Source organism: Kluyvera sp. CHPC 1.251, assembly GCF_036759945.1.
Taxonomy (GTDB): domain Bacteria; phylum Pseudomonadota; class Gammaproteobacteria; order Enterobacterales; family Enterobacteriaceae; genus Kluyvera; species Kluyvera sichuanensis.
This window is the reverse complement of record NZ_JAPKIC010000002.1, coordinates 334773-356808: the sequence shown is the minus strand read 5'-3', so window position 1 is coordinate 356808 and position 22036 is coordinate 334773. Positions and strand designations below refer to the sequence as shown.

Below are 22036 nucleotides of genomic sequence, written 5' to 3'. Positions count from 1 at the left end.
TAGGCCCGGCAAGCGCAGCGCCCCGGGCAAAACCAGCTTCACCCTACGCAAATTCCCATCAGAGGAAAGGATAATGAGCGACACATCACCTGCAATCCCGGAGCAACTCAACCCGGCCGACCAGCACAAGCAGCTGACGGCGGGCCAGCAATCGGTTATCAATAAACTGTTTCGTCGTCTGGTTCTGTTTTTGTTTGTGCTGTTTATCTTCTCATTCTTAGACCGTATTAATATCGGCTTTGCCGGGCTGACGATGGGGGCGGATCTCGGCCTCAACGCCACCATGTTCGGTCTTGCCACCACGCTGTTCTACGCCACCTACGTGATTTTCGGTATTCCCAGCAACATTATGCTGAGCATCGTCGGCGCGCGGCGCTGGATTGCCACCATTATGGTGCTGTGGGGCATCGCCTCCACCGCCACTATGTTCGCCGTCGGGCCAAAAAGCCTCTACGTGCTGCGCATGCTGGTGGGCATTACCGAAGCCGGGTTCCTGCCCGGCATTCTGCTGTATTTAACCTATTGGTTCCCGGCGTTTTTCCGCGCCCGCGCCAACGCCCTGTTTATGATTGCCATGCCGGTAACCACCGCGCTGGGTTCGATTGTCTCAGGCTATATTCTGTCGATGGACGGTCTGCTGAACATGCACGGCTGGCAGTGGCTGTTCCTGCTGGAAGGCTTCCCGGCAGTGCTGCTTGGCGTGATGGTCTGGTACTGGCTTGATGACTCCCCGGCGAAGGCCAAATGGCTGACCGACGAGGATAAAAAGTGTCTGCAGGAGATGATGGATAAAGACCATCTGACGCTGGTGCAGCCGGAGGGCGCGATTAGCCACAGCGCCATGCAGCAGCGCAGCCTGTGGCGCGAAGTGTTTACGCCGATCGTCCTGATGTACACGTTAGCCTACTTCTGTCTGACCAACACCCTGAGCGCGATCAGTATCTGGACGCCGCAGATCCTCAAGAGCTTTAACGAGGGCAGCAGCAACATCACTATCGGCCTGCTGGCGGCGATCCCGCAGGTTTGCACTATTCTCGGCATGATTTACTGGAGCCGCCATTCGGATAAGTACCAGGAGCGTAAGCACCACACGGCGCTGCCGTTCCTGTTTGCCGCCGCCGGCTGGCTGCTGGCTTCGGCCACCAACCATAGCTTGATCCAGCTGTTGGGGATCGTGATGGCTTCGACCGGTTCCTTTAGTGCGATGGCGATCTTCTGGACCACGCCGGATCAGTCCATCAGCCTGCGGGCGAGGGCGATCGGTATTGCGGTGATCAACGCCACCGGCAACATCGGATCGGCACTGAGCCCGTTTATGATCGGCTGGCTGAAAGATGTGACCGGCAGCTTTAACAGCGGATTGTGGTTTGTTGCTGCGCTGCTGGTGCTAGGGTCGGTGATTATCTGGACGATCCCGATGAAATCCTCGCGCCCGCGCGCCACGCCGTAAGGAGCCGCCGCTATGTGCCAGCGTGCGATTACCAATATCGACATCAGCACCGAGTATGAGGAGAGTCTCGGCAGCAAGGATGTGCACTATCAGTCGTTCGCCCGCATGGCGGCGTTTTTTGGCCGCGATATGCAGGCGCATCGACATGATCAGTTTTTCCAGATGCACTTTCTTGATACCGGGCAGATTGAGCTGCAGCTCGACGATCATCGCTATTCGGTGCAGGCACCGCTGTTCGTGCTGACGCCGCCGTCGGTACCGCACGCGTTTATCACCGAGTCGGATAGCGACGGCCACGTGCTGACGGTTCGCGAAGATTTGGTCTGGCCGCTGCTGGAGGTGTTGTATCCCGGCACCCGGGAGGCGTTTGGCCTGCCGGGGATGTGCCTGTCGTTGGCGGACAAGCCCGACGAGCTGGCGGCGCTGGCGCATTATTGGCGGCTGATTCAGCGCGAGTCGACGTCCGATCTACCGGGGCGCGAACACACGCTGGTGCTGCTGGCGCAGGCGGTGTTCACGCTGCTGCTGCGCAACGCGCCGCTGGATGACCACGCGGCAAGCGGCGTACGCGGCGAGCTGAAGCTGTTCCAGCGCTTTAACCAGATGATTGATACCCACTATCACCGTCACTGGACGGTGCCGGACTATGCCAGCGAGCTGCATCTGACCGAATCCCGGCTGACGGATATCTGTCGCCGCTTCGCCAACCGGCCGCCGAAGAGGTTGATATTCGACAGGCAACTGCGTGAGGCCAAGCGGCTGCTGCTGTTTTCCGACAGCGCGGTGAGCGAGATTGCCTGGCAGCTTGGGTTTAAGGATCCGGCCTATTTTGCCCGCTTTTTTAACCGCTTAGTGGGATGTTCGCCGAGTGCGTTTCGCGCGCAGAAAGTACCGGTGTCGTAGGTTCCCCCTCACCCTAACCCTCTCCCCATGGGGGAGAAGGGACCGATCGTGCTCAATTTTCTCCCCTGCCCCTTTGGGGAGAGGGGACCGATCGTGCACGATTTTCTCCCCTGCCCCTTTGGGGAGAGGGGACCGATCGTTCTCGATTTTCTCCCCTGCCCCTTTGGGGAGAGGGGACCGATCGTGCTCGATTTTCTCCCTCGCCCCTTTGGGGAGAGGGCCGGGGTGAGGGGCAAACACGCACCAAACCCTACCCAGATCACAGAACCACCCCTCGCCCGAAAAGTACCAGCCGTTGACCCAAAAGTCTCTTCACCGTCTGCCCTTTAAACGCTTCAATTACGAAACAAGAACAAAACATAAATTTAACAAATCCGATGAATACTGGAGTGTACCCGAATGAAACCTGAAGATTTCCGCGCAGACACGAAACGCCCATTAACCGGTGAAGAGTACCTGAAAAGCCTGCAGGACGGCCGTGAGATCTACATCTACGGTGAACGCGTCAAGGATGTCACCACCCACCCTGCGTTCCGCAACGCGGCGGCCTCCGTGGGCCAACTGTACGATGCGCTGCACAAGCCGGAAATGCAGGACAAACTGTGCTGGAACACCGATACCGGCAGCGGCGGCTACACCCACAAATTCTTCCGCGTGGCGAAAAGTGCCGACGACCTGCGCCAGCAGCGCGACGCCATCGCCGAGTGGTCACGTCTCTCCTACGGCTGGATGGGACGTACCCCGGACTACAAAGCGGCCTTCGGCAGCGCGCTGGGCGCGAACCCGGCGTTCTACGGCCAGTTCGAGCAGAATGCCCGCAACTGGTACTCGCGCATTCAGGAAACCGGCCTGTACTTCAACCACGCGATCGTCAACCCGCCAATCGACCGTCATAAGCCAGCGGATGAAGTGAAAGACGTCTACATCAAGCTGGAAAAAGAGACCGATGCCGGGATTATCGTCAGCGGCGCGAAGGTGGTGGCGACCAACTCGGCGCTGACCCACTACAACATGATTGGCTTTGGCTCCGCGCAGGTGATGGGCGAAAACCCGGACTTCGCGCTGATGTTCGTTGCGCCGATGGATGCCGAAGGCGTGAAGCTAATTTCCCGCGCTTCCTACGAGCTGGTGGCGGGCGCAACCGGCTCGCCGTACGACTACCCGCTCTCCAGCCGTTTTGACGAGAACGATGCGATCCTGGTGATGGATAAAGTGCTGATCCCGTGGGAAAACGTGCTGATCTACCGCGATTTCGATCGCTGCCGTCGCTGGACGATGGAAGGCGGTTTCGCCCGTATGTATCCGTTGCAGGCGTGCGTGCGTCTGGCGGTGAAACTCGACTTCATTACCGGCCTGCTGAAGAAATCGCTGGAGTGCACCGGCACCGCGGAGTTCCGCGGCGTGCAGGCGGATCTCGGTGAAGTGGTGGCATGGCGCAACATGTTCTGGGCGCTGAGCGACTCCATGTGTTCTGAAGCAACCCCGTGGGTTAACGGCGCGTACCTGCCGGATCACGCGGCGCTGCAAACCTACCGCGTGATGGCCCCAATGGCCTACGCCAAGATCAAAAACATCATTGAACGTAACGTCACCAGCGGTCTGATCTACCTGCCGTCGAGTGCGCGCGATCTGAACAATCCGCAGATCGACCAGTATCTGGCGAAATACGTGCGTGGCTCCAACGGGATGGATCACGTCGAGCGTATCAAGATCTTAAAACTGATGTGGGATGCGATCGGCAGCGAGTTCGGCGGCCGTCACGAGCTGTATGAAATTAACTACTCCGGTAGCCAGGATGAGATCCGCCTGCAGTGTCTGCGCCAGGCGCAGACCTCCGGCAACATGGACAAAATGATGGCGATGGTCGATCGCTGCCTGTCTGAATACGACCAGAACGGCTGGACGGTGCCACACCTGCACAACAACGCTGATATTAATCTGCTGGATAAGCTGCTGAAGTAATTCGCAGCGGGAGGTCACAATGCAATTAGATGAACAACGTCTGCGTTTTCGCGATGCCATGGCCAGCCTGTCGGCCGCCGTTAACGTCGTCACCACCGAAGGGGAAGCGGGCCGCTGCGGGATCACCGCCACCGCCGTCTGCTCGGTGACGGATTCGCCGCCGTCGGTGATGGTCTGTATCAACGCGAACAGCGCCATGAACCCGGTATTCCAGGGCAACGGTAAGCTGTGCATCAACGTGCTCAACCATGAGCAGGAGATCATGGCCCGCCACTTCGCCGGAATGACCGGAATGGCAATGGATGAGCGCTTTGGGCTTTCCGGCTGGCAGCGCGGCGTGCTGGAGCAACCGGTGCTGAAAGGGTCGCTGGCAAGCCTGGAAGGCGAAATTCGTCAGGTGCAGACCATCGGCAGCCATCTGGTCTATCTGGTGGAGATTCAGAACATTGCATTGGGGGAAGCGGAGAGCCACGGGCTTATCTATTTCAAACGCCGTTTTCATCCGGTGATGATGGAAGCGGAAGCCCTGGCTTAAGGGGGCCGTCGATTCTCCGGCGTCGGCGCTCACGCGCTTCGGCCGGGCTACGATTTCAGGGTAGCCCGGCCGAACGTCGTTACGGTTTAAAGCCGAGGCTTTCGGAAAGCGCAGCCGCCTGCTGGCGAAGCAGGGCAAGGGTAGGGCTGTCGGCATTGAGATTCAGTATCTGCGTCTCATCAAACAGCGTCAGCGCAAAATAGATAGCGCCGCTCAGTTCAAACACCGGCGCGCTGACCGAGCTGATGCCCGGCACCGGTGCGTCATGCTGCATATCCAGGCCAAGCGCGCGGATCTGCGGAAACTCTTCACGTTTCGCCTTACTCAGTGCCTGACCGGTCGCGCTTTTATAGGCATTAGCGATGATATCGTCAGGCATCCAGGCACAGAAGGTGCGCCCAATGGACGACGACGCTAGCGACATCACTGACCCAAGACGAATTTCGCTGTACAGCGTATGGCGTGGTTCGGTGAAGCTAATCACCGTCGGGCCGTGGTTGCCCCACACGCTTAAGGCCACGCCGTGCCCGGTGCTTTCAGCAAGCAGTCGGGTAACGCGTTCCCCTTCGCGCTGCGGATTCAGATAGTGCAGCCCTAAAATCCCCAGCTCCTGCGACAGCGAACCTGCGCTGTACAGGCCGCTCTGCTCGTCTTTGCTCACCAGACCCGCGCGCACCAGGCTAATCAGGTAGGGGAAGACTTTGGCCGAGCTCATCTGTGCGGTGCTGGCAATCTCTTTGAGGCTTTTACGGATGCCGCTGGCGATAAGCGATTCCAGAATATCGGCGGCGACTTCCACCGACTGTACCCGACGCTGTGATTTTTCGCTCATTGGGCGTCTCCGCTCAGGGCCAGGGCTTCCGCTTTTAGCAGGTTGCCGATCGCCATGAGTTTCTGTTCATCCAGTTGATGAGAGGCCGAGAAGGCGCTGATGGCCAGCTGCAGGTTGCCGTCACCGTCCAGTACCGGGGCTGAGAGCGCCGAGACGGAGGGGGTGGGTACGCTGCGGGAAATCGACAGGCCCTGCTTGCGGATATGAGCCAGCGTCTGCTGAAAGTCGTCGCAGCTAAACAGCTGGCGGTCATCGCGGGTGAAGGTTTGCGCCCGGATAATCTCATCGCACGCGGATTCAGGCATCAGGGCGGCAAACAGCTTGCCAGTGGCGGTGCGGGTTAGCGACAGGGCGGAGCCCTGCTTAAAGCCGAGGTTCATCACCATGCCGTATTCGCGGTAGAAAATGACCACCGGGCCAAAGCGGGTCCAGACGGCGACAAATACGTTCAACTGGTGCTGCTGGCCCAGACGTTCGACGGCGGCAATTGCCGCGTTCACTTTTGGCGCGGCGTACAGCGCGTTGATCCCCAGACGCAGCGACAGCGAACCGGGCTCGTACTTTTGCGTCACCGGGTCTCGCTTGAGCATGCCGGTGCGTTCCAGACTCACCAGATAGCTGAAAATCTGGGCGGGGGCGGAGTCGACCCGTTCGGCGATTTCGGTCAGGCTCATCGGTGCGGACTGTTCGACCATCACCCGCAGAATGTGCCCGGCGACCTCAACGCTCTGAATCCCTCGTTGTTCCGACTTCATGATGACGCTGCGCTCCAGATTGGCTTCTGAAAGAAGGGGATAGGTACTCTAGCATAGTCATCGGAGAGGAGGGAGTTTCCCGGCGTCGCGTTGCCCGGCCGTGCAACGCGTCGCCGGAAGGGCTCGTTAGCTGACCAGATAGCCTCCATCCACCGGCAGCACCACGCCGGTCACATAGCTTGCGGCACTGGAAGCAAGGAAAGTTACCGGCCCCACCAATTCCTGCGGCGACGCCACGCGCCGCAGCGGGATGTGGGTTAAATAGCTTTCAAGCGTGCTTTTATTTTCCCGCGTGGTGGTGGTCATATCGGTATTCACTACCCCCGGCGCGATGGCGTTTACACGAATGCCATGCCCGGCCAACTCCGCCGCCAGCGTGCGGGTCAGCTGCGCCAGGCCGCCTTTGGAAACGGCGTAAGAAAACGCGGTAGGGGCCGCCACGAAGGATTGAATCGAGGCGACGTTGATAATATTGCCTTTACTGGCAATCAGCGACGATAAGAACGCCTTGCACATATTAAACGGCCCCAGCACGTTCACCGACAGCGTCAGGTGTAGCGCTTCGTGGGCATCGTCAGAATCAAATGGGATGCGTTTTAAAATTCCGGCGTTATTCACCAGCACGTCGAGGTGACCAATATTGGCCGTCACCTCTTCGGCCAGCTCTTCGCAGCTCTCAATATCGCTGACGTCCACACCAAAGCTCCAGACCTTCGCGCCCTGATGACGCAGTGCCGCCGCCGTCTCTTCGACCGCCGCGCTATCCACGTCGACCAGCACCACCCGTGCGCCGGCCTTCGCCATTCCTTCCGCCATTGCCGCACCGTTACCGCGCGCCGCGCCGGTAATTAACACCAATTTATCGTTCAGGCTAAACTCGCTATTCATCGCTTCTGCTCCTCGGCTATGACGCTTTTTTGATGACAGGCTCTGCACCGGCAACCGTCTGCCCGGCAATGTACTTCGCGACGGCGTAGCCAAAGGTTAACGCCGGGCCGAGGGTTATCCCTGCACCAGGATAGTTGCCGCCCATAATGCTGGTGGCATCGTTGCCGATGGCATACAGCCCGGCAATAGGCGTGCCGTCTTCAGCCAGCGCCCGGCAGTGTTCGTCAACCGGAATCCCGTTATAGGTGCCGATATCCCCCGGATGAATTTTCACCGCATAGAACGGCCCCCGTTCGATAGCCTTCAGGCACGGGTTCGGCTGGTGCAGGGCATCGCCCTGATAGCGGTTGTAGGCTTTCGAACCTTTACCGAACGCTGGGTCATGACCGCTGGCAGCGCCCTGATTAAAGGTAGTGACCGTTTTTACCAGCCCCTGCGGATCAATTCCGGCCTGGCTTGCCAGCGCTTCCAGCGTCCCTCCTTTCAGCAGATAACCGGACTTCAGATGGCGGCCTATCGGCAGCGGGAAGGGGGCGACGCTGCCTAAACCATAGCGGCGCAGGGTAGGGTGGTCGCAGATAAGCCATGAGCAGGTTTCGCTTTCCCCTTCACAGGCTTTGATCATCGCCTGCACATAGTCGTGGTAGGAATTGGCCTCGTTGGTAAAACGCTGCCCCCTGGCGGTGACTGCAATCACGCCGGGCTTGGCGCGGTCAATAAAGTGCGGCATTACGCCCTGGCTGCCGTCGGCGCGTGTTGTCAGCGAGACCGGAGACCACGCGGCGGCGTTCGCCAGATGGCTATCAATCTTGCCACCGAGCGCCTCAAACAGCCTGAAGGTGTCGCCGGTGTTGGATTCCACCGTTGGGCTCCAGTGTTCCTTACCGGTAGGCGCGTGACGATAGTTGGCTTTACGGCGCTCGACGTCATGCGAGAACCCCCCGGCGGCCAGTACAACCCCTCTGTTGGCATAGACGGTAATGATTTCATTGTCTTTTTTAATCTTCGCCCCGACCACGCGCCCGTTTTCATCGAGCAGTTCCTGAATCGGTGAGTTGCGCCAGATAGGGATGTTTTTATCCAATGCGGATTTTGCCAGACGGCCCATCAGCGCATTGCCGTTGGTCAGCAGCATCCCGCGTCCTAACGTCAGGGTTTCCCAGAAATGCTTCGACAGGCGTTTTGCGGCATAGACCGCTGACTGCAGCGAGCGAGTCGCGTTCATCAGATGGCGAATATCTTTGCCGGAGCCAATCATCATGCCGAATACCGTCAGCTCAGGCAGCGCGGGCTCCAGGTGCTTGAGGCTGTCGCCCAGCTCACGGGCATCGAACGGTTTTGCCACCATCGAGCGCCCGCCTTGCATCGCCCCAGGCGCTTCCGCGTGATAGTCAGGGAAGGTCAGCGGCATTTCAAAATCGACGGCCGTGTTTTGCAAGAAGAAGTCCACCGCCTGCGGGCCGTGCTGCAAGAAGGCGGAGACGCGGGCATCGTTGTAGCTCGCCCCGCCTTCGTGGCGCAGATAGGTTTTTACCGCCTCCGGTGAATCATCGTGGCCGTAGGCTTGTGCCAGCTTTGTGCAGGGGATCCACAGCCATCCGCCCGATCGCGCTGCGGTGCCGCCGAAGCGGGCGCGTTTTTCAATCATCAGCACATTGAGCCCCTGATGTGCCGCGGTTACGGCGGCAGACATCCCCGCCGCGCCCGTACCGACTACCAATAGATCACAGTGAAATTCTTTAGCATTTGACATGACGTTCTCCGTTTACCACCGACGGCCATTTTCTGGTCAGTTGTCATGCAAGCTAGCAATGAGTTTGATAATGATCAATTGTTTTGCATTTATATAATTTGAAAGTGCGATCGCGGATCGAATTTTGCCGGATCTGACAGGGAGACGACCTTCGATGCCGATCGTGATCGGACGGGAAATGTGGGGTGATGGAATGAACGGTGGGCAGGGGGGAAGTCTTTTTAATATTGAATAGATTAATAATTCGGGATTACCGAAATAATTCAGAAGTATTCTGTACTAACCTGACGTTATTTATCTCGATGGGTAATTAATTAGTGCTATTAATCAATCTAAACGCGTACGGCAATGTTATTGCGAGGTCTGTTTTTTTAATTGCGATAAAGCGTGCATTATCATCTCTTCCGCCCTCTGACGGGCAAATTTAGTCAGCGTCGCTTTGCTAAAATGCTGGCCGCAGCCGCTGCAGCATAAAGGATATTCATCAGCGGAGTTCGTTATTTTTTCAACATCGGTAATTTCTGTTGTATGGTTACATTTAGGACATGAATATTTTATTAAAATCACAAACCGGCCTCCTTTATTCTTGCTATAAAATAGTTCAATAGCACATATTGTTAAAGCATTTGTGATTATTAAATAGCCACTCATTATGTGTTGGTTGATGAAGTGGTTGTTTTTTAACCGCGCAGTAAAGCAAGCGGAGCGCTAACGGAAAAGGACGGGAAAGCAATGGATAAGCAATTCGCGCAGGGGAGCATGAGCGAAGCCGATAAGCTCGCGGATCTTCTCAACCACAATACGGATTGGATCTGGGAGGTTGACGCGCAGGGGCGCTATGTGTGGGTGTCCAACGTGGTGAATAACCTGCTGGGCTACTCGCCTGAAGAGGTGCTTGGTCGCGCGCCGTTTGATTTTATGGAACCGGCAGAATCGGAACGGGTGCAGAAATTCTTTGGCGATGTGCTGACTTCCCGGCAGCCCTTCAACGGCATGATTAACCGCAACCGTCGGGCAGATGGCAGTGCGGTGATCATCGAAACCAGCGGTATTCCGCTTTTTGATGCCGAGGGAGAGTTAACCGGGTATCGCGGTATCGACCGCGACATCTCTCAGCTGGGTGAACGGGTATTGCAGCTGGAGTCTATCTACCAGAACACGCCGCTGGCGCTGTGCGTGATTAACCGCTTTGGACAGCTCACTAAAGCAAATAAAGCGATGGGCGAGCTGCTCGGTCAGCCGGAGGATGCGCTGATTGGCCAGTGCCTGCGGGATATCATGCCGGAATGGAATCTGTTGTTTCAGCAGGATTTTATTCGACTTGATGCCGGAGAGGAGATCGCCAGCAAAGAGGTTTTCCTCTACGGGCGTTATTTCTATATTAAGCCAATGCCGGTATATAACGCGGGCGGAAACGTGGCGGGGATCTCCTCCGCGTGGATGGATATTACCGACCGCAAGCTGGCGGAGCAGCAGCTCGCCAGCGCCAACCAGGTGCTGTTGCAGTACGCCGAGCGGGACCATCTGACCGGATTGTTCAACCGCCGCTACATGGATGAACGGCTGAACTATGAGATCACCCGCGCCCAGCGTGAGGGGGCATCACTCTCACTGTGCATGGCCGACCTCGACTTTTTCAAACGCTATAACGATACCTACGGCCATCAGGCGGGCGATCGCGTGCTGAAGGCGGTGGCGGACACGCTGAGGGGAGGGCTGAGGCCGGACGATAGCGTCAGCCGCTACGGCGGCGAAGAGTTTTTAATCATGCTTCCGGACACTGGGGCAGAGGGGGCTCGAATGGTGGCCGAGCGTCTGCGCGAACGGGTGATGGATCTGAATATCGAGCATGAAACCAGCCCGCTTGGCGGCGTGCTGACCATCAGTCTTGGCGTGATGACCTGGGATGCGCCGCTGTACGTGTGCAGCATCCAGAGCCCGGCGGATATAGGTGCTGAGCTTATCCATAGCAGTGATGCGGCGCTTTATCGCGCCAAACAGCAGGGGCGTAACCGCGTCGTCGCGGTGTAAGCAGAAGGCTCGGCAATTGATTCACCACAAAGAGGCCCACTGCGGGCCTCTTTATAATCGGGCCTACTCCTCTACTGTGATGGTAAAGAAACATGGCTTATCAACTGAACCTCAACTGGCCGGAATTTTTAGAAAAATACTGGCAGAAGCAACCGGTCGTCCTGAAGAACGCGTTCCCGAACTTCGTTGACCCGATTACCCCGGACGAACTGGCCGGTCTGGCGATGGAGATGGAAGTCGACAGCCGTCTTGTTAGCCATGTCGACGGCAAATGGCAGGCCAGCAACGGCCCATTTGAAGATTTTGACCATCTGGGCGAGGAAAACTGGTCGCTGCTGGCGCAGGCGGTGAACCACTGGCATGAACCTTCCGCCGAACTGGTGCGTCCGTTCCGCGTGCTGCCGGACTGGCGGCTGGACGATCTGATGATCTCCTTCTCGGTGCCGGGTGGCGGTGTGGGGCCGCATATTGACCCGTACGACGTGTTTATTATCCAGGGCATGGGTCGCCGCCGCTGGCGCGTGGGTGATGCGCTGCCGTTAAAACAGCACTGTCCGCACCCGGCGCTGCTGCACGTCGAGCCGTTTACGCCAATTATTGAAGTGGAAATGGAGCCGGGCGATATTCTCTATATTCCACCAGGATTCCCGCACGATGGTTATACCTTCGAAGCGACGCTGAACTACTCTGTTGGTTTCCGCGGGCCGAACGGTCGCGATCTGATCAGCAGCTTTGCCGATTACGCGTTGGAAAACGATCTGGGCGAGAAGTACTACACTGACCCGGATCTGACCTGCCGCGAACACGCAGGGAAAGTGGAAGATCATGAGCTGGAGCGTCTGCGCACCATGATGATCGATATGATCCGCCAGCCGGATGATTTTAAGCAGTGGTTCGGCAGCTTTATCAGCACGCCGCGTCATGAGCTGGATCTTGCGCCAGCCGAGCCGCCGTACGAGCCGGAAGAGGTTGCTGCCGCGCTGGAAGACGGTGAAACCCTGCGCCGTCTGAACGGCCTGCGGGTGCTGAATATCGGCGGCTGCTTCTTTATTAACAGCGAGCGGGTAGAAACCTGCGAGCCGCAGGCGATGGACGCGCTGAGTCACTTTACCGAAGTGGATAAAACACTGCTGGGTGAGGCGCTGCAGAATCCGGCGTTTGTGGTGGAGCTGACGGCGTTGATTAATCAGGGGTACTGGTTCTTCGACGAGTAGGCGGTGAGGGTGCGCGTTGTACCCTCACCCCGGCCCTCTCCCTGAAAGGGAGAGGGAGTAAAGCGGCCCCCTCGCCTCATTGGGGAGAGGGAGAAAACCATCCCTACCAACGATGCCGAACGGTTCCCTCGCCCCTTTGGGGAGAGGGCTAGGGTGAGGGGAAAACCCCGCACCCTCCCTCATTTCTGGTGATCCCCCCGTTTTGCAATTGCTGACCAATCGTTGTATAACCTCCTTCTGATTTGGATGTTTAGATGTCCATACGTTTAGAAGGTAATAATGCAAAACACAACACAACAACAAGGTGGGCAGTTAAAGCGCACCATGAAAACCCGCCACCTGATTATGCTGTCGCTGGGTGGCGTTATTGGCACAGGGCTATTTTTCAATACCGGCTATATCATCTCCACCACCGGCGCGGCGGGTACGCTGCTGGCCTATCTGATTGGCGCGCTGGTTGTCTGGCTGGTGATGCAGTGCCTTGGCGAACTGTCGGTGGCGATGCCGGAAACCGGGGCGTTTCACCTTTACGCCTCACGCTACCTCGGCCCGGCCACCGGCTACACCGTGGCGTGGCTCTACTGGCTGACCTGGACGGTGGCGCTCGGTTCGAGCTTTACCGCCGCCGGGTTCTGTATGCAGTACTGGTTCCCGCAGGTGCCGGTGTGGATCTGGTGTCTGCTCTTCTGCGTACTCATTTTCGGCCTTAACGTTATTTCGACTCGCTTCTTTGCCGAAGGCGAGTTCTGGTTCTCGCTGGTGAAGGTCATCACCATCGTGGCGTTTATCATCCTCGGTGGCGCGGCTATCTTTGGCTTTATTCCGATGCAGGACGGCTCGCCGGCGCCGGGGCTGTCGAACATTACCGCTGAGGGCTGGTTCCCGCACGGCGGGCTGCCAATTCTGATGACCATGGTCGCGGTGAACTTTGCTTTCTCGGGCACCGAACTTATTGGCATTGCCGCAGGCGAAACCGAGAACCCGCACAAGGTGATTCCGGTCGCCATCCGCACCACCATTGCGCGGCTGATTATCTTCTTTATCGGTACCGTGTTTGTACTGGCGGCGCTGATCCCGATGCAGCAGGCTGGGGTGGAAAAAAGCCCATTTGTACTGGTATTTGAAAAGGTCGGGATTCCGTACGCGGCGGACATTTTTAACTTCGTGATTCTGACGGCGATTCTTTCGGCGGCGAACTCCGGGCTGTATGCCTCCGGCCGCATGCTGTGGTCGCTCTCTAACGAACGTACGCTGCCGCGCTGCTTCTCGCAGCTGACCAAAAACGGCGTGCCGCTGGTGGCGCTGTCGGTCAGTATGCTCGGCGGGCTGCTGGCGCTGTTCTCAAGTATCGTCGCGCCGGATACCGTGTTTGTCGCGCTGTCGGCGATTTCCGGTTTTGCGGTGGTGGCGGTGTGGATAAGCATCTGCGCCTCACACTTTATGTTCCGTCGCCGCCATCTGCAGCAGGGGAAAGCGCTGAGCGAACTGCACTACCGCGCGCCGTGGTATCCAGTGGTGCCGGTGCTGGGCTTTGTTCTCTGCGTGGTGGCCTGTCTTGGCCTCGCTTTTGACCCTTCACAGCGGATTGCGCTGTGGTGCGGGATCCCGTTTGTGGCGCTGTGTTATGGTGCCTACTATCTCACACGTTCACGCCCGACCGAGGAGGCGCCGCAGCATGCCGCAGAATAATCCCTTAACCTCAATTCTGACTGACCATCCCTTTGTACTGCTCGACGGTGCGATGGCGACCGAGCTGGAGGCGCGCGGCTGCGACCTGGCCGACAGCCTGTGGTCGGCGAAAGTGCTGATGGAAAACCCGCAGCTGATTTATGACGTGCATCTCGACTACTTCCGCGCCGGGGCACAGGTGGCGATTACCGCCAGCTATCAGGCGACGCCGGACGGCTTTGCCGCGCGCGGTCTGGATGAAACCCAGGCTCGCTCGCTGATCGCCAAAAGCGTGGAGCTGGCGAAGCAGGCTCGCGACTCGTACTACGCGGAAAACCCGGCGGCGAAGGGGCTGCTGATTGCCGGTTCCGTGGGGCCGTACGGAGCTTATCTGGCGGACGGTTCAGAGTATCGCGGCGACTACCAGCGCAGCGCGCAGGTGTTTCAGGATTTTCATCGCCCGCGTGTTGAAGCCTTGCTGGAGGCGGGCGTTGACCTGCTGGCCTGCGAAACCCTGCCGTCGTTTGATGAAATTCGCGCACTGGCGCAGCTGCTGGAAGAGTACCCGGTGGCGCAGGCGTGGTTCTCGTTTACCCTGCGCGATGCTCAGCACCTGAGCGATGGCACGCCGTTGCGGGATGTGCTGGCGTTACTGGCGGACTATCCGCAGATTCTGGCGGTGGGTATTAACTGTATCGCGCTGGAAAATACCGTCGAGGCGCTGGAATATCTGCATGGCCTGACGCCGCTGCCGCTGGTGGTTTATCCCAACTCCGGCGAGCATTACGATGCGGTAAGCAAAACCTGGCATCACCACGGCGAAGCCTGCGCTACGCTGGAAGGCTATCTACCACAGTGGCTGGCAGCAGGGGCGAAGTTGATTGGCGGCTGCTGTCGGACCACGCCGAAGGATATCGCGGCGCTGAAGGCGCACTGCTGATACGGTAGTTACCCGGGGGTCACATGTAGGCCGGATAAGGCGACGCCGCCATCCGGCGATGTGCGCCGGGCTGCCTGATGGCGCTTCGCTTATCAGACCTACGATATCTCCGGGGAAATCCCACTCCCCAACTATCTTTTGCCACTTTTCTTCTAAAAACGAATTGGAATTAACAAGCATTTTTAATTCCTTTATCAAATACCCCGCGCCGGAAATACTGCCTCCATAACAAGACATGGGAGCAGGACATTATGGCAATCGCATCGCGTTTCACCCTTATCGCCGCTACGCTGGCACTGTTGGCATTCCAGGCACAGGCCGTGGACGTCACCATCGCCTATCAAACCTCCGCGGAACCCGCCAAAGTGGCGCAGGCGGACAAAACCTTCGAAAAGCTGAGTGGTGCAAAACCGGACTGGCGCAAGTTTGACAGCGGCGCGAGCATCGTCCGCGCGCTGGCTTCCGGCGATGTTCAGATTGGCAACCTCGGCTCAAGCCCGCTGGCCGTTGCCGCCAGCCAGCAGGTGCCGATTGAAGTTTTCCTGCTGGCCTCACAGCTCGGCAACTCCGAAGCGCTGGTGGTGAAAAAAGCCATCACCAAGCCTGAAGACCTGATTGGCAAACGTATTGCCGTACCGTTTATCTCTACCACTCACTACAGCCTGCTGGCGGCGCTCAAGCATTGGGGCATCAAGTCTGGTCAGGTACAGATCCTGAACCTGCAGCCGCCGGCGATTATTGCCGCCTGGCAGCGCGGCGACATTGACGGTGCTTACGTCTGGGCGCCGGCGGTGAATGAGCTGGAAAAAGACGGCACCGTGCTGACCGACTCGTCCAAAGTCGGTGAGTGGGGGGCGCCAACGCTCGACGTGTGGGTAGTACGCAAAGATTTTGCCGACAAGCATCCTGAGGTGGTGAAAGCCTTCGCCAAAAGCGCGATTGACGCCCAGCGCGGCTATATCGACAACCCGGATAAATGGCTGGCCCAGCCGGAGAACATCAGCAAGCTGGCGCGCCTGAGCGGCGTTCCTGAAGCGGACGTTCCTGGGCTGGTGAAGGGCAACACCTATCTCACCGCCGAACAGCAGGCACAGGCGCTTAACGGCCCAGTGAATAAGGCGATTGTCGATACCGCGCAGTTCCTCAAAGAGCAGGGCAAAGTCCCGGCGGTGGCGACTGACTACAGCCAATACGTCACCGATCGTTTCGTGAAGTAAGGAGGCCATGATGCTGCAAATCTCGCATCTTTCTGCCGACTACGGCGGTAAACCGGCGCTGGCAGATATCAATCTCACGCTGGATAGCGGCGAACTGCTGGTCGTGCTGGGGCCGTCCGGCTGCGGTAAAACCACGCTGCTGAACCTGATTGCCGGATTCGTGCCGTATCAGCATGGCAGCATCATCCTTGATGGAAAACACGTTGATGGCCCGGGGGCCGAGCGCGGCGTGGTCTTTCAGAACGAAGGATTACTGCCGTGGCGCAACGTGCAGGATAACGTCGCGCTGGGGTTGCAGCTGGCCGGGGTGAACAAAACCGAGCGTCGGGATATTGCCGCGCTGATGCTGAAAAAGGTCGGGCTGGAGGGCGCTGAGAAGCGCTTTATCTGGCAGCTCTCCGGCGGCCAGCGCCAGCGGGTTGGCATTGCTCGCGCGCTGGCGGCGAACCCGCAGTTGTTGCTGCTGGATGAACCGTTCGGCGCGCTCGACGCCTTTACCCGCGAGCAGATGCAAACCCTGCTGCTCAAGCTGTGGCATGAAACCGGCAAAAAGGTGCTGTTGATTACCCATGACATCGAAGAAGCGGTGTTTATGGCGACCGAACTGGTGCTGCTGTCGCCGGGGCCGGGCCGCGTGCTGGAGCGTTTATCCCTCGATTTTGCCCGTCGATTTGTCGCCGGTGAATCGTGCCGTAGCATCAAGTCTGACCCACAGTTTATTGCCCAGCGCGAATACGTGCTGAGCCGAGTGTTTGAGCAACGGGAGGCGTTTTCATGAGCGTGGTGATTAATGATAAACCGCGGCCACGCACGCTGAAGCTGCGCTGGCCGCTCTCGCGCCACCTGACGCTGAGCCTCGCTACGCTGCTGGTGCTGCTGGCTATCTGGTGGGCGGTCGCGGCGGCACACTGGGTTAGCCCGCTGTTTTTACCGGCGCCGGGGCAGGTGCTAAATAAGCTGCTGACCATCGCCAGCCCGCAGGGATTTATGGATGCCACGCTGTGGCAGCATCTGGTGGCGAGCCTTGGACGTATCGTCGTGGCGTTGCTAGCAGCAACGATAATCGGCATTCCGGTGGGGATCGCCATGGGCCTGAGCCCAACGGTGCGTGGGATCCTCGACCCATTAATTGAACTCTATCGCCCGGTGCCGCCGCTGGCCTATCTGCCGCTGATGGTTATCTGGTTTGGGATCGGTGAAACCTCGAAGATCCTGTTGATCTATCTGGCGATTTTCGCTCCGGTAGCGATGTCGGCGCTGGCAGGTGTGAAAAGCGCGCAGCAGGTACGTATTCGCGCCGCACAGTCGCTCGGTGCCAGCCGCGCTCAGGTATTGTGGCTGGTGATTTTACCCGGCGCGCTGCCGGAGATTCTCACCGGGCTACGCATTGGGTTGGGCGTGGGTTGGTCGACGCTGGTGGCCGCCGAGCTTATCGCAGCGACCCGCGGGTTAGGTTTTATGGTGCAGTCCGCCGGGGAGTTTTTAGCCACCGACGTGGTGCTGGCTGGCATCGCGGTGATCGCGATTATCGCTTTTAGTCTGGAACTCGGGCTGCGTGCGCTTCAGCGCCGTCTGACCCCCTGGCATGGAGAAATACAATGAGTGAACGTCTGGCAATTACCCCGCTGGGGCCGTATATCGGCGCGCAGATTTCCGGCGCGGACCTGACCCGTCCGTTGAGCGATAACCAGTTTGAACAGCTGTATCACGCGGTGCTTCGCCATCAGGTAGTGTTCCTGCGCGAACAGCTGATTACCCCTGAGCAGCAGCGTGAACTGGCGCTGCGCTTTGGCGACCTGCACATCCACCCGGTTTACCCACATGCGCCGGGCGTGGACGAGATTATCGTGCTGGACACTCACGACAATAATCCGCCGGATAACGACAATTGGCATACCGATGTCACCTTTATTGAGACGCCGCCTGCCGGGGCGATTCTGGCGGCAAAAGAGCTGCCTTCCACCGGCGGTGATACGCTGTGGACCAGCGGCATTGCAGCCTATGATGCGCTCTCCGAGCCGTTTAAGACGCTGCTGAGCGGCCTGCGTGCTGAGCACGATTTCCGTAAATCGTTCCAGGAGTATAAGTACCGCAAAACCGAAGAGGAACACCTGCGCTGGCAGGAGGCGGTTGCCAAAAATCCACCGTTGCTGCACCCGGTGGTGCGCACGCATCCGGTGACTGGCAAGCAGGCGCTGTTTGTGAACGAAGGGTTTACGACCCGGATTGTCGACGTAACGGAAAAAGAGAGCGAGGCGCTGCTGAGCTTCCTGTTTACCCACGTGACCAAGCCGGAGTTTCAGGTGCGCTGGCGCTGGCAGCCGAACGATGTGGCGATTTGGGATAACCGGGTGACGCAGCATTATGCGAATGCGGACTATCTGCCGCAGCGGCGGATTATGCATCGGGCGACGATTCTGGGGGATAAGCCGTTTTATCGCGCGCCGTAAAAGAACATTACGCCGGACTGTTCCCTCTCCCCTTTGGGGAGAGGGTTAGGGTGAGGGGATTGTGCACGTAGTACCCTCATCCCAGCCCTCTCCCTGGAAGGAAGAGGGGGCACTACTGATCTAAATGCGCCCCGATATACCGCTGATACCGATTCGCCTTCAGATAGGTCAAATCCACTAACACCAGCCCATCCACGCAGTTGTTAAACTCCGGGTCGCTGCCAAAGTCGATAAACTGCACGCCGCCGGGTTCGCACACTTCCGAATACTGCTTGTATAGCGGCGGAATACCGCAGCCGAGGTTGCCGAGTAGCGATTTTAGCCGCGTCAGATCTTCGCTGTAATCCTCGCCGCCGAACTGCGCCAGCACATCGGGCAATGATGCCGGGTACGGGCGACGTGACTCCGCCAGCGGATGCGTGGCCGGGAACCACAGGCGATAAAAAGCGACCAGCAGATCCCGTGCTGACGGCGGCAGTCCGCCTGAAATAGAGACTGGGCCAAACAGGTAGCGGTAGTGCGGATAGCGCGCCAGATAGGCACCGATGCCGGACCACAGATAATCCAGCCCGCGTCGACCCCAGTAGCGCGGCTGAATAAAGCTGCGTCCCAGCTCAATCCCGTGTTGCAGAATGTCGTCCATGCGCGCGTCGTAGTGGAACAAACTGTAGCTGTAAATACCGTCCAGCCCGCGCTTTTCTAACTGCATGGCGGTAGGCATAAAGCGATAGGCACCGACGATTTCCAGATCTTCTTCATCCCAGAGGATCAGATGCAGATAGTCATCATCATAGCCATCGACATCGCGGCGCTTACCGCTTCCTTCCCCCACTGCCCGGAAGGCAATTTCACGCAGGCGGCCCAGTTCGCGTAGCAGCGGCGCATCTTCCTGACCGTTACGTTGCCACAGGTAAATCACTTTGCCGTCAGCCGTGCGCCCCAGACACTCAGCCTGGTTCAGCTCGCGCTTCAGTAACGCGCGGGCTTCCGGGCGAGCAATGGCGCTTTCGGTTTTAAATATCCCCGGCAGCCCTTTACCTAACAGATGTACGTGGCGATAGCATTTCTCGGTCATTTCACGCGGCGTAGCCTGTGGGTTAAACCACGCGGACCAGGCGATCTGCTCGCCAATGGTCACCGGCAGGCTGCCGTTACGGCGGCGGAACATCTGCTGCATCAACAGCAGCAGCGGCAGATGTTGTGATATCAACGTGCTGGCGTAGAACAGTGCGCTATTCCGACCGTCTATCCATGCCGGTAGCAGCGGCGCGCGGTATTTGGCCGCGAGCTTAATAAAACCGGAATGCCATTTTTTATCGCGGATCCCCCGACGTGTCAGCCGTGATACTTCGCCTGCCGGGAAGAAAATCAGTACACCGCCATTTTGCAACTGCGCGTCCATCTGCTGGAGCGCCGCTTTTGAGGTGCGGCCGTTGATGTTATCAACCGGAATAAACAGCGAGCTGAGCGGTTCAAGGTGGGTCAACATACGGTTGGTGACGACTTTCACATCGCGACGCACGCGGGAAACAGCGTAGAGCAGGGCCAGACCATCGAGCGTGCCGGTAGGGTGGTTAGCGACGATGACCAGTGGGCCATTTTCAGGGATTTGTTCCAGGCAGCGAACCGGAACGGCGCAGTCAATATTGAGATGTTCCAGCACCTGTTCGACGGTATCTAACCCTTTCAGGTGGCGGTGGCGTGCGGCAAACTGTTGAAATTCTTCTTCATGCAGCAATTTCTTCAGAACTTTTTTCTGCCAGGGGGCGGGCCTCGCCTGAGGCCACAGGTCATCGAGTACGTTGTCGAGACTAAACATGGTGGCTCCTCCTCCGTCATGCTGTGACAGTAGAAGGGGGATATGTCGGTTGTATGGCGGTTTAGTGACGTTTTGAGGGGGCCTTGAAATGTATCCCGGCCAAGCGCAACGCCGCCGGGAAAACCCGGAGTAGGCGTAAACGCCTCGTCCGGGCTACCTGCACAAGCGTAGCCCGTCCAGGCGTAGCGCCGCCGGGAAATCCAGCGCGTAATTAACGCAGGATTTTCTTCTCGGCTAAGTCGAGCGCGAAGTAGCTGAAGATAAGGTCCGCGCCTGCGCGTTTGATGGCGCCCAGGCTTTCCAGCACCACTTTCTCTTCATCAATTGCGCCGGCCTGCGCGGCGAATTTAATCATCGCGTATTCACCGCTCACCTGGTAGGCGCCAATCGGCAGCTCGGTACGCTCACGGATATCGCGCAGGATATCGAGGTACGCACCCGCCGGTTTCACCATCAGACAGTCGGCGCCCTGAGCTTCGTCCAGCAGCGACTCGCGAATCGCCTCGCGGCGGTTCATCGGGTTCATCTGATAGGTTTTACGATCGCCCTTCAGCGCGGTGCCCGCCGCTTCACGGAACGGGCCGTAGAAGGAGGAGGCGAATTTGGTGGAGTAGGACATGATGGCGGTATCGGTGAAGCCTGCCGCATCAAGCGCCTGGCGAATGGCCTGCACCTGACCATCCATCGCTGCGGAAGGGGCGATAAAGTCCGCGCCTGCCGCGGCGGCAACGACGGCCTGCTTGCCAAGGTTGGCAAGAGTCAGATCGTTATCGACACCGTGGTCGCACAGCACGCCGCAGTGGCCGTGAGAGGTGTATTCACAGAAGCAAGTATCGGACATGACGATCATCTCCGGTACGGTCTGCTTGCAGATACGCGACATACGCGCCACCAGACCGTCTTCTTTCCAGGCATCGCTGCCGGTGTCGTCGGTATGGTGTGAGATCCCAAAAGTCATCACCGAGCGGATGCCGGCGTTTGCGATGCGTTCAATCTCGCGTGCCAGATGTTTCTCTGGAATGCGCATCACGCCCGGCATCGCCTCGATGGCTTTGTAATCGTTGATTTCTTCTTCAACAAAAATCGGCAACACCAGGTCATTTAAGCTCAGTGTTGTCTCTTCAAACATAGCGCGCAGCGCAGGAGATTTGCGCAGGCGACGGGGGCGATGGAGTAAGTCTGTCATGGTATGCCTGATGTTTGTGAAACAAGGAACGCTATTGTAACCGAATCAGGGCGAAGATGTTTTACCAAAGTGGTGCTTATGCGGTTGGTGGAGGCAGGGGCTCAGTGAATGTAAGAGGTAGATTAATAATAATCATGGTAGATAATATTATCTTCTTATTATCCCTTTAAGATATATATAATTTGTGTGCTTTTATTTTATTTATAGATGAACCTTTTAGGTGTTTCATTGTGTATGGTTTTCAGATTTTATTTTTATTCATTCGTTGAATTTAAAGTTCTTAGTTTATTTATTAAATCTTTCATTGTTTTATTTTAATTTATTGATTTTTCTATCTTATTTTCTTTTGTTTTATATTTTGGTGGGCGGTTTTATTTATTCTTTTTGTCCGGATTCGAACTATGCATAAACTATAATTGAACCATTTGTCATG

The 22036-nt window shown here is 57.7% G+C and carries 19 protein-coding genes; 12 read left to right on the top strand and 7 right to left on the bottom strand.

The annotated features are described in order from the left end of the window. Positions 1 to 73: 73 nt before the first annotated feature. From hpaX to V6940_RS06085, 4 genes are all read left to right on the top strand, one after another. Complete coding sequence (gene hpaX / locus V6940_RS06100; protein ID WP_333495215.1) at positions 74 to 1450, top strand: 4-hydroxyphenylacetate permease; 1377 nt, start codon at positions 74 to 76, stop codon at positions 1448 to 1450. 12 nt (positions 1451 to 1462) lie between these two features. Beyond that, positions 1463 to 2353: a 4-hydroxyphenylacetate catabolism regulatory protein HpaA gene (gene hpaA, locus V6940_RS06095; RefSeq protein ID WP_333495214.1), complete on the top strand. Its 891-nt coding sequence runs from the start codon at positions 1463 to 1465 to the stop codon at positions 2351 to 2353. Positions 2354 to 2752: 399 nt separating this feature from the next. Beyond that, on the top strand, positions 2753 to 4315 hold the full coding sequence (hpaB, locus tag V6940_RS06090; RefSeq protein ID WP_333495213.1) for a 4-hydroxyphenylacetate 3-monooxygenase, oxygenase component: 1563 nt from the start codon (positions 2753 to 2755) through the stop codon (positions 4313 to 4315). Between the two features lie 19 nt (positions 4316 to 4334). Continuing rightward, positions 4335 to 4850 carry a 4-hydroxyphenylacetate 3-monooxygenase reductase subunit gene (locus V6940_RS06085; protein ID WP_333495212.1) on the top strand — a complete coding sequence of 172 codons (516 nt, stop codon included), beginning with the start codon at positions 4335 to 4337 and terminating at the stop codon, positions 4848 to 4850. Between the two features lie 79 nt (positions 4851 to 4929). Here V6940_RS06085 and V6940_RS06080 read toward each other — a convergent pair whose 3' ends face one another. The 5 genes from V6940_RS06080 to V6940_RS22755 form a co-directional block, all read right to left on the bottom strand. After that, positions 4930 to 5682 carry an IclR family transcriptional regulator gene (locus V6940_RS06080; protein WP_333495211.1) on the bottom strand — a complete coding sequence of 251 codons (753 nt, stop codon included), beginning with the start codon at positions 5680 to 5682 and terminating at the stop codon, positions 4930 to 4932. Next, positions 5679 to 6437, bottom strand: coding sequence for an IclR family transcriptional regulator (locus tag V6940_RS06075; RefSeq protein ID WP_333495210.1), 759 nt, complete (start codon positions 6435 to 6437; stop codon positions 5679 to 5681). Before V6940_RS06075 ends, V6940_RS06080 begins: the two co-directional genes overlap by 4 nt. 126 nt (positions 6438 to 6563) lie before the next feature. Continuing rightward, positions 6564 to 7325 (bottom strand): SDR family NAD(P)-dependent oxidoreductase, encoded by a 762-nt coding sequence (locus V6940_RS06070; RefSeq protein ID WP_333495209.1) that lies wholly within the window; start codon positions 7323 to 7325, stop codon positions 6564 to 6566. A gap of 16 nt (positions 7326 to 7341) precedes the next feature. Continuing rightward, positions 7342 to 9078, bottom strand: a complete 1737-nt coding sequence (locus V6940_RS06065; RefSeq protein ID WP_333495208.1) for an FAD-dependent oxidoreductase — start codon at positions 9076 to 9078, stop codon at positions 7342 to 7344. Between the two features lie 351 nt (positions 9079 to 9429). Next, on the bottom strand, positions 9430 to 9729 hold the full coding sequence (locus tag V6940_RS22755) for an ECs_2282 family putative zinc-binding protein (protein ID WP_442910782.1): 300 nt from the start codon (positions 9727 to 9729) through the stop codon (positions 9430 to 9432). 81 nt (positions 9730 to 9810) lie between these two features. Between V6940_RS22755 and V6940_RS06060 the strand changes: the two genes are divergently transcribed. The 8 genes from V6940_RS06060 to tauD all read left to right on the top strand — a co-directional run bounded on the left by V6940_RS06060 (position 9811) and on the right by tauD (position 18598). Beyond that, positions 9811 to 11109 carry a sensor domain-containing diguanylate cyclase gene (locus V6940_RS06060; protein ID WP_333495207.1) on the top strand — a complete coding sequence of 433 codons (1299 nt, stop codon included), beginning with the start codon at positions 9811 to 9813 and terminating at the stop codon, positions 11107 to 11109. Between the two features lie 92 nt (positions 11110 to 11201). After that, positions 11202 to 12323: a ribosomal protein uL16 3-hydroxylase gene (locus V6940_RS06055; RefSeq protein ID WP_333495206.1), complete on the top strand. Its 1122-nt coding sequence runs from the start codon at positions 11202 to 11204 to the stop codon at positions 12321 to 12323. 279 nt (positions 12324 to 12602) lie between these two features. Next, on the top strand, positions 12603 to 14012 hold the full coding sequence (mmuP, locus tag V6940_RS06050) for an S-methylmethionine permease (protein ID WP_333495205.1): 1410 nt from the start codon (positions 12603 to 12605) through the stop codon (positions 14010 to 14012). Continuing rightward, positions 13999 to 14931, top strand: coding sequence for a homocysteine S-methyltransferase (gene mmuM, locus V6940_RS06045; RefSeq protein WP_333495204.1), 933 nt, complete (start codon positions 13999 to 14001; stop codon positions 14929 to 14931). Before mmuP ends, mmuM begins: the two co-directional genes overlap by 14 nt. A gap of 251 nt (positions 14932 to 15182) precedes the next feature. After that, on the top strand, positions 15183 to 16148 hold the full coding sequence (gene tauA / locus V6940_RS06040; protein ID WP_333495203.1) for a taurine ABC transporter substrate-binding protein: 966 nt from the start codon (positions 15183 to 15185) through the stop codon (positions 16146 to 16148). A gap of 10 nt (positions 16149 to 16158) precedes the next feature. Then, complete coding sequence (tauB, locus tag V6940_RS06035; RefSeq protein ID WP_123650125.1) at positions 16159 to 16926, top strand: taurine ABC transporter ATP-binding subunit; 768 nt, start codon at positions 16159 to 16161, stop codon at positions 16924 to 16926. Continuing rightward, on the top strand, positions 16923 to 17750 hold the full coding sequence (gene tauC / locus V6940_RS06030) for a taurine ABC transporter permease TauC (RefSeq protein WP_333495202.1): 828 nt from the start codon (positions 16923 to 16925) through the stop codon (positions 17748 to 17750). The genes tauB and tauC overlap by 4 nt, the downstream gene beginning before the upstream one ends. Continuing rightward, positions 17747 to 18598: a taurine dioxygenase gene (gene tauD / locus V6940_RS06025; RefSeq protein ID WP_333495201.1), complete on the top strand. Its 852-nt coding sequence runs from the start codon at positions 17747 to 17749 to the stop codon at positions 18596 to 18598. The genes tauC and tauD overlap by 4 nt, the downstream gene beginning before the upstream one ends. 112 nt (positions 18599 to 18710) lie before the next feature. On the opposite strand, the gene V6940_RS06020 is transcribed toward tauD, so the two are convergent. Beyond that, positions 18711 to 20417 (bottom strand): lysophospholipid acyltransferase family protein, encoded by a 1707-nt coding sequence (locus V6940_RS06020; protein ID WP_333495200.1) that lies wholly within the window; start codon positions 20415 to 20417, stop codon positions 18711 to 18713. A gap of 211 nt (positions 20418 to 20628) precedes the next feature. Next, on the bottom strand, positions 20629 to 21603 hold the full coding sequence (hemB, locus tag V6940_RS06015; RefSeq protein WP_035895610.1) for a porphobilinogen synthase: 975 nt from the start codon (positions 21601 to 21603) through the stop codon (positions 20629 to 20631). Between the last annotated feature and the right edge of the window lie 433 nt (positions 21604 to 22036).

Bases quoted from the DNA above. Each gene is read 5' to 3' on its own strand.
- tauD (WP_333495201.1), top strand. From the start codon at position 17,747: ATGAGTGAACGTCTGGCAATTACCCCGCTGGGGCCGTATATCGGCGCG.
- mmuP (WP_333495205.1), top strand. From the start codon at position 12,603: ATGCAAAACACAACACAACAACAAGGTGGGCAGTTAAAGCGCACCATG.
- V6940_RS06060 (WP_333495207.1), top strand. From the start codon at position 9,811: ATGGATAAGCAATTCGCGCAGGGGAGCATGAGCGAAGCCGATAAGCTC.
- V6940_RS06080 (WP_333495211.1), bottom strand. From the start codon at position 5,682: ATGAGCGAAAAATCACAGCGTCGGGTACAGTCGGTGGAAGTCGCCGCC.
- tauB (WP_123650125.1), top strand. From the start codon at position 16,159: ATGCTGCAAATCTCGCATCTTTCTGCCGACTACGGCGGTAAACCGGCG.
- tauC (WP_333495202.1), top strand. From the start codon at position 16,923: ATGAGCGTGGTGATTAATGATAAACCGCGGCCACGCACGCTGAAGCTG.
- V6940_RS06020 (WP_333495200.1), bottom strand. From the start codon at position 20,417: ATGTTTAGTCTCGACAACGTACTCGATGACCTGTGGCCTCAGGCGAGG.
- hemB (WP_035895610.1), bottom strand. From the start codon at position 21,603: ATGACAGACTTACTCCATCGCCCCCGTCGCCTGCGCAAATCTCCTGCG.
- V6940_RS06065 (WP_333495208.1), bottom strand. From the start codon at position 9,078: ATGTCAAATGCTAAAGAATTTCACTGTGATCTATTGGTAGTCGGTACG.
- mmuM (WP_333495204.1), top strand. From the start codon at position 13,999: ATGCCGCAGAATAATCCCTTAACCTCAATTCTGACTGACCATCCCTTT.
- hpaA (WP_333495214.1), top strand. From the start codon at position 1,463: ATGTGCCAGCGTGCGATTACCAATATCGACATCAGCACCGAGTATGAG.
- hpaX (WP_333495215.1), top strand. From the start codon at position 74: ATGAGCGACACATCACCTGCAATCCCGGAGCAACTCAACCCGGCCGAC.
- V6940_RS22755 (WP_442910782.1), bottom strand. From the start codon at position 9,729: ATGAGTGGCTATTTAATAATCACAAATGCTTTAACAATATGTGCTATT.
- V6940_RS06055 (WP_333495206.1), top strand. From the start codon at position 11,202: ATGGCTTATCAACTGAACCTCAACTGGCCGGAATTTTTAGAAAAATAC.
- tauA (WP_333495203.1), top strand. From the start codon at position 15,183: ATGGCAATCGCATCGCGTTTCACCCTTATCGCCGCTACGCTGGCACTG.
- hpaB (WP_333495213.1), top strand. From the start codon at position 2,753: ATGAAACCTGAAGATTTCCGCGCAGACACGAAACGCCCATTAACCGGT.
- V6940_RS06070 (WP_333495209.1), bottom strand. From the start codon at position 7,325: ATGAATAGCGAGTTTAGCCTGAACGATAAATTGGTGTTAATTACCGGC.
- V6940_RS06075 (WP_333495210.1), bottom strand. From the start codon at position 6,437: ATGAAGTCGGAACAACGAGGGATTCAGAGCGTTGAGGTCGCCGGGCAC.
- V6940_RS06085 (WP_333495212.1), top strand. From the start codon at position 4,335: ATGCAATTAGATGAACAACGTCTGCGTTTTCGCGATGCCATGGCCAGC.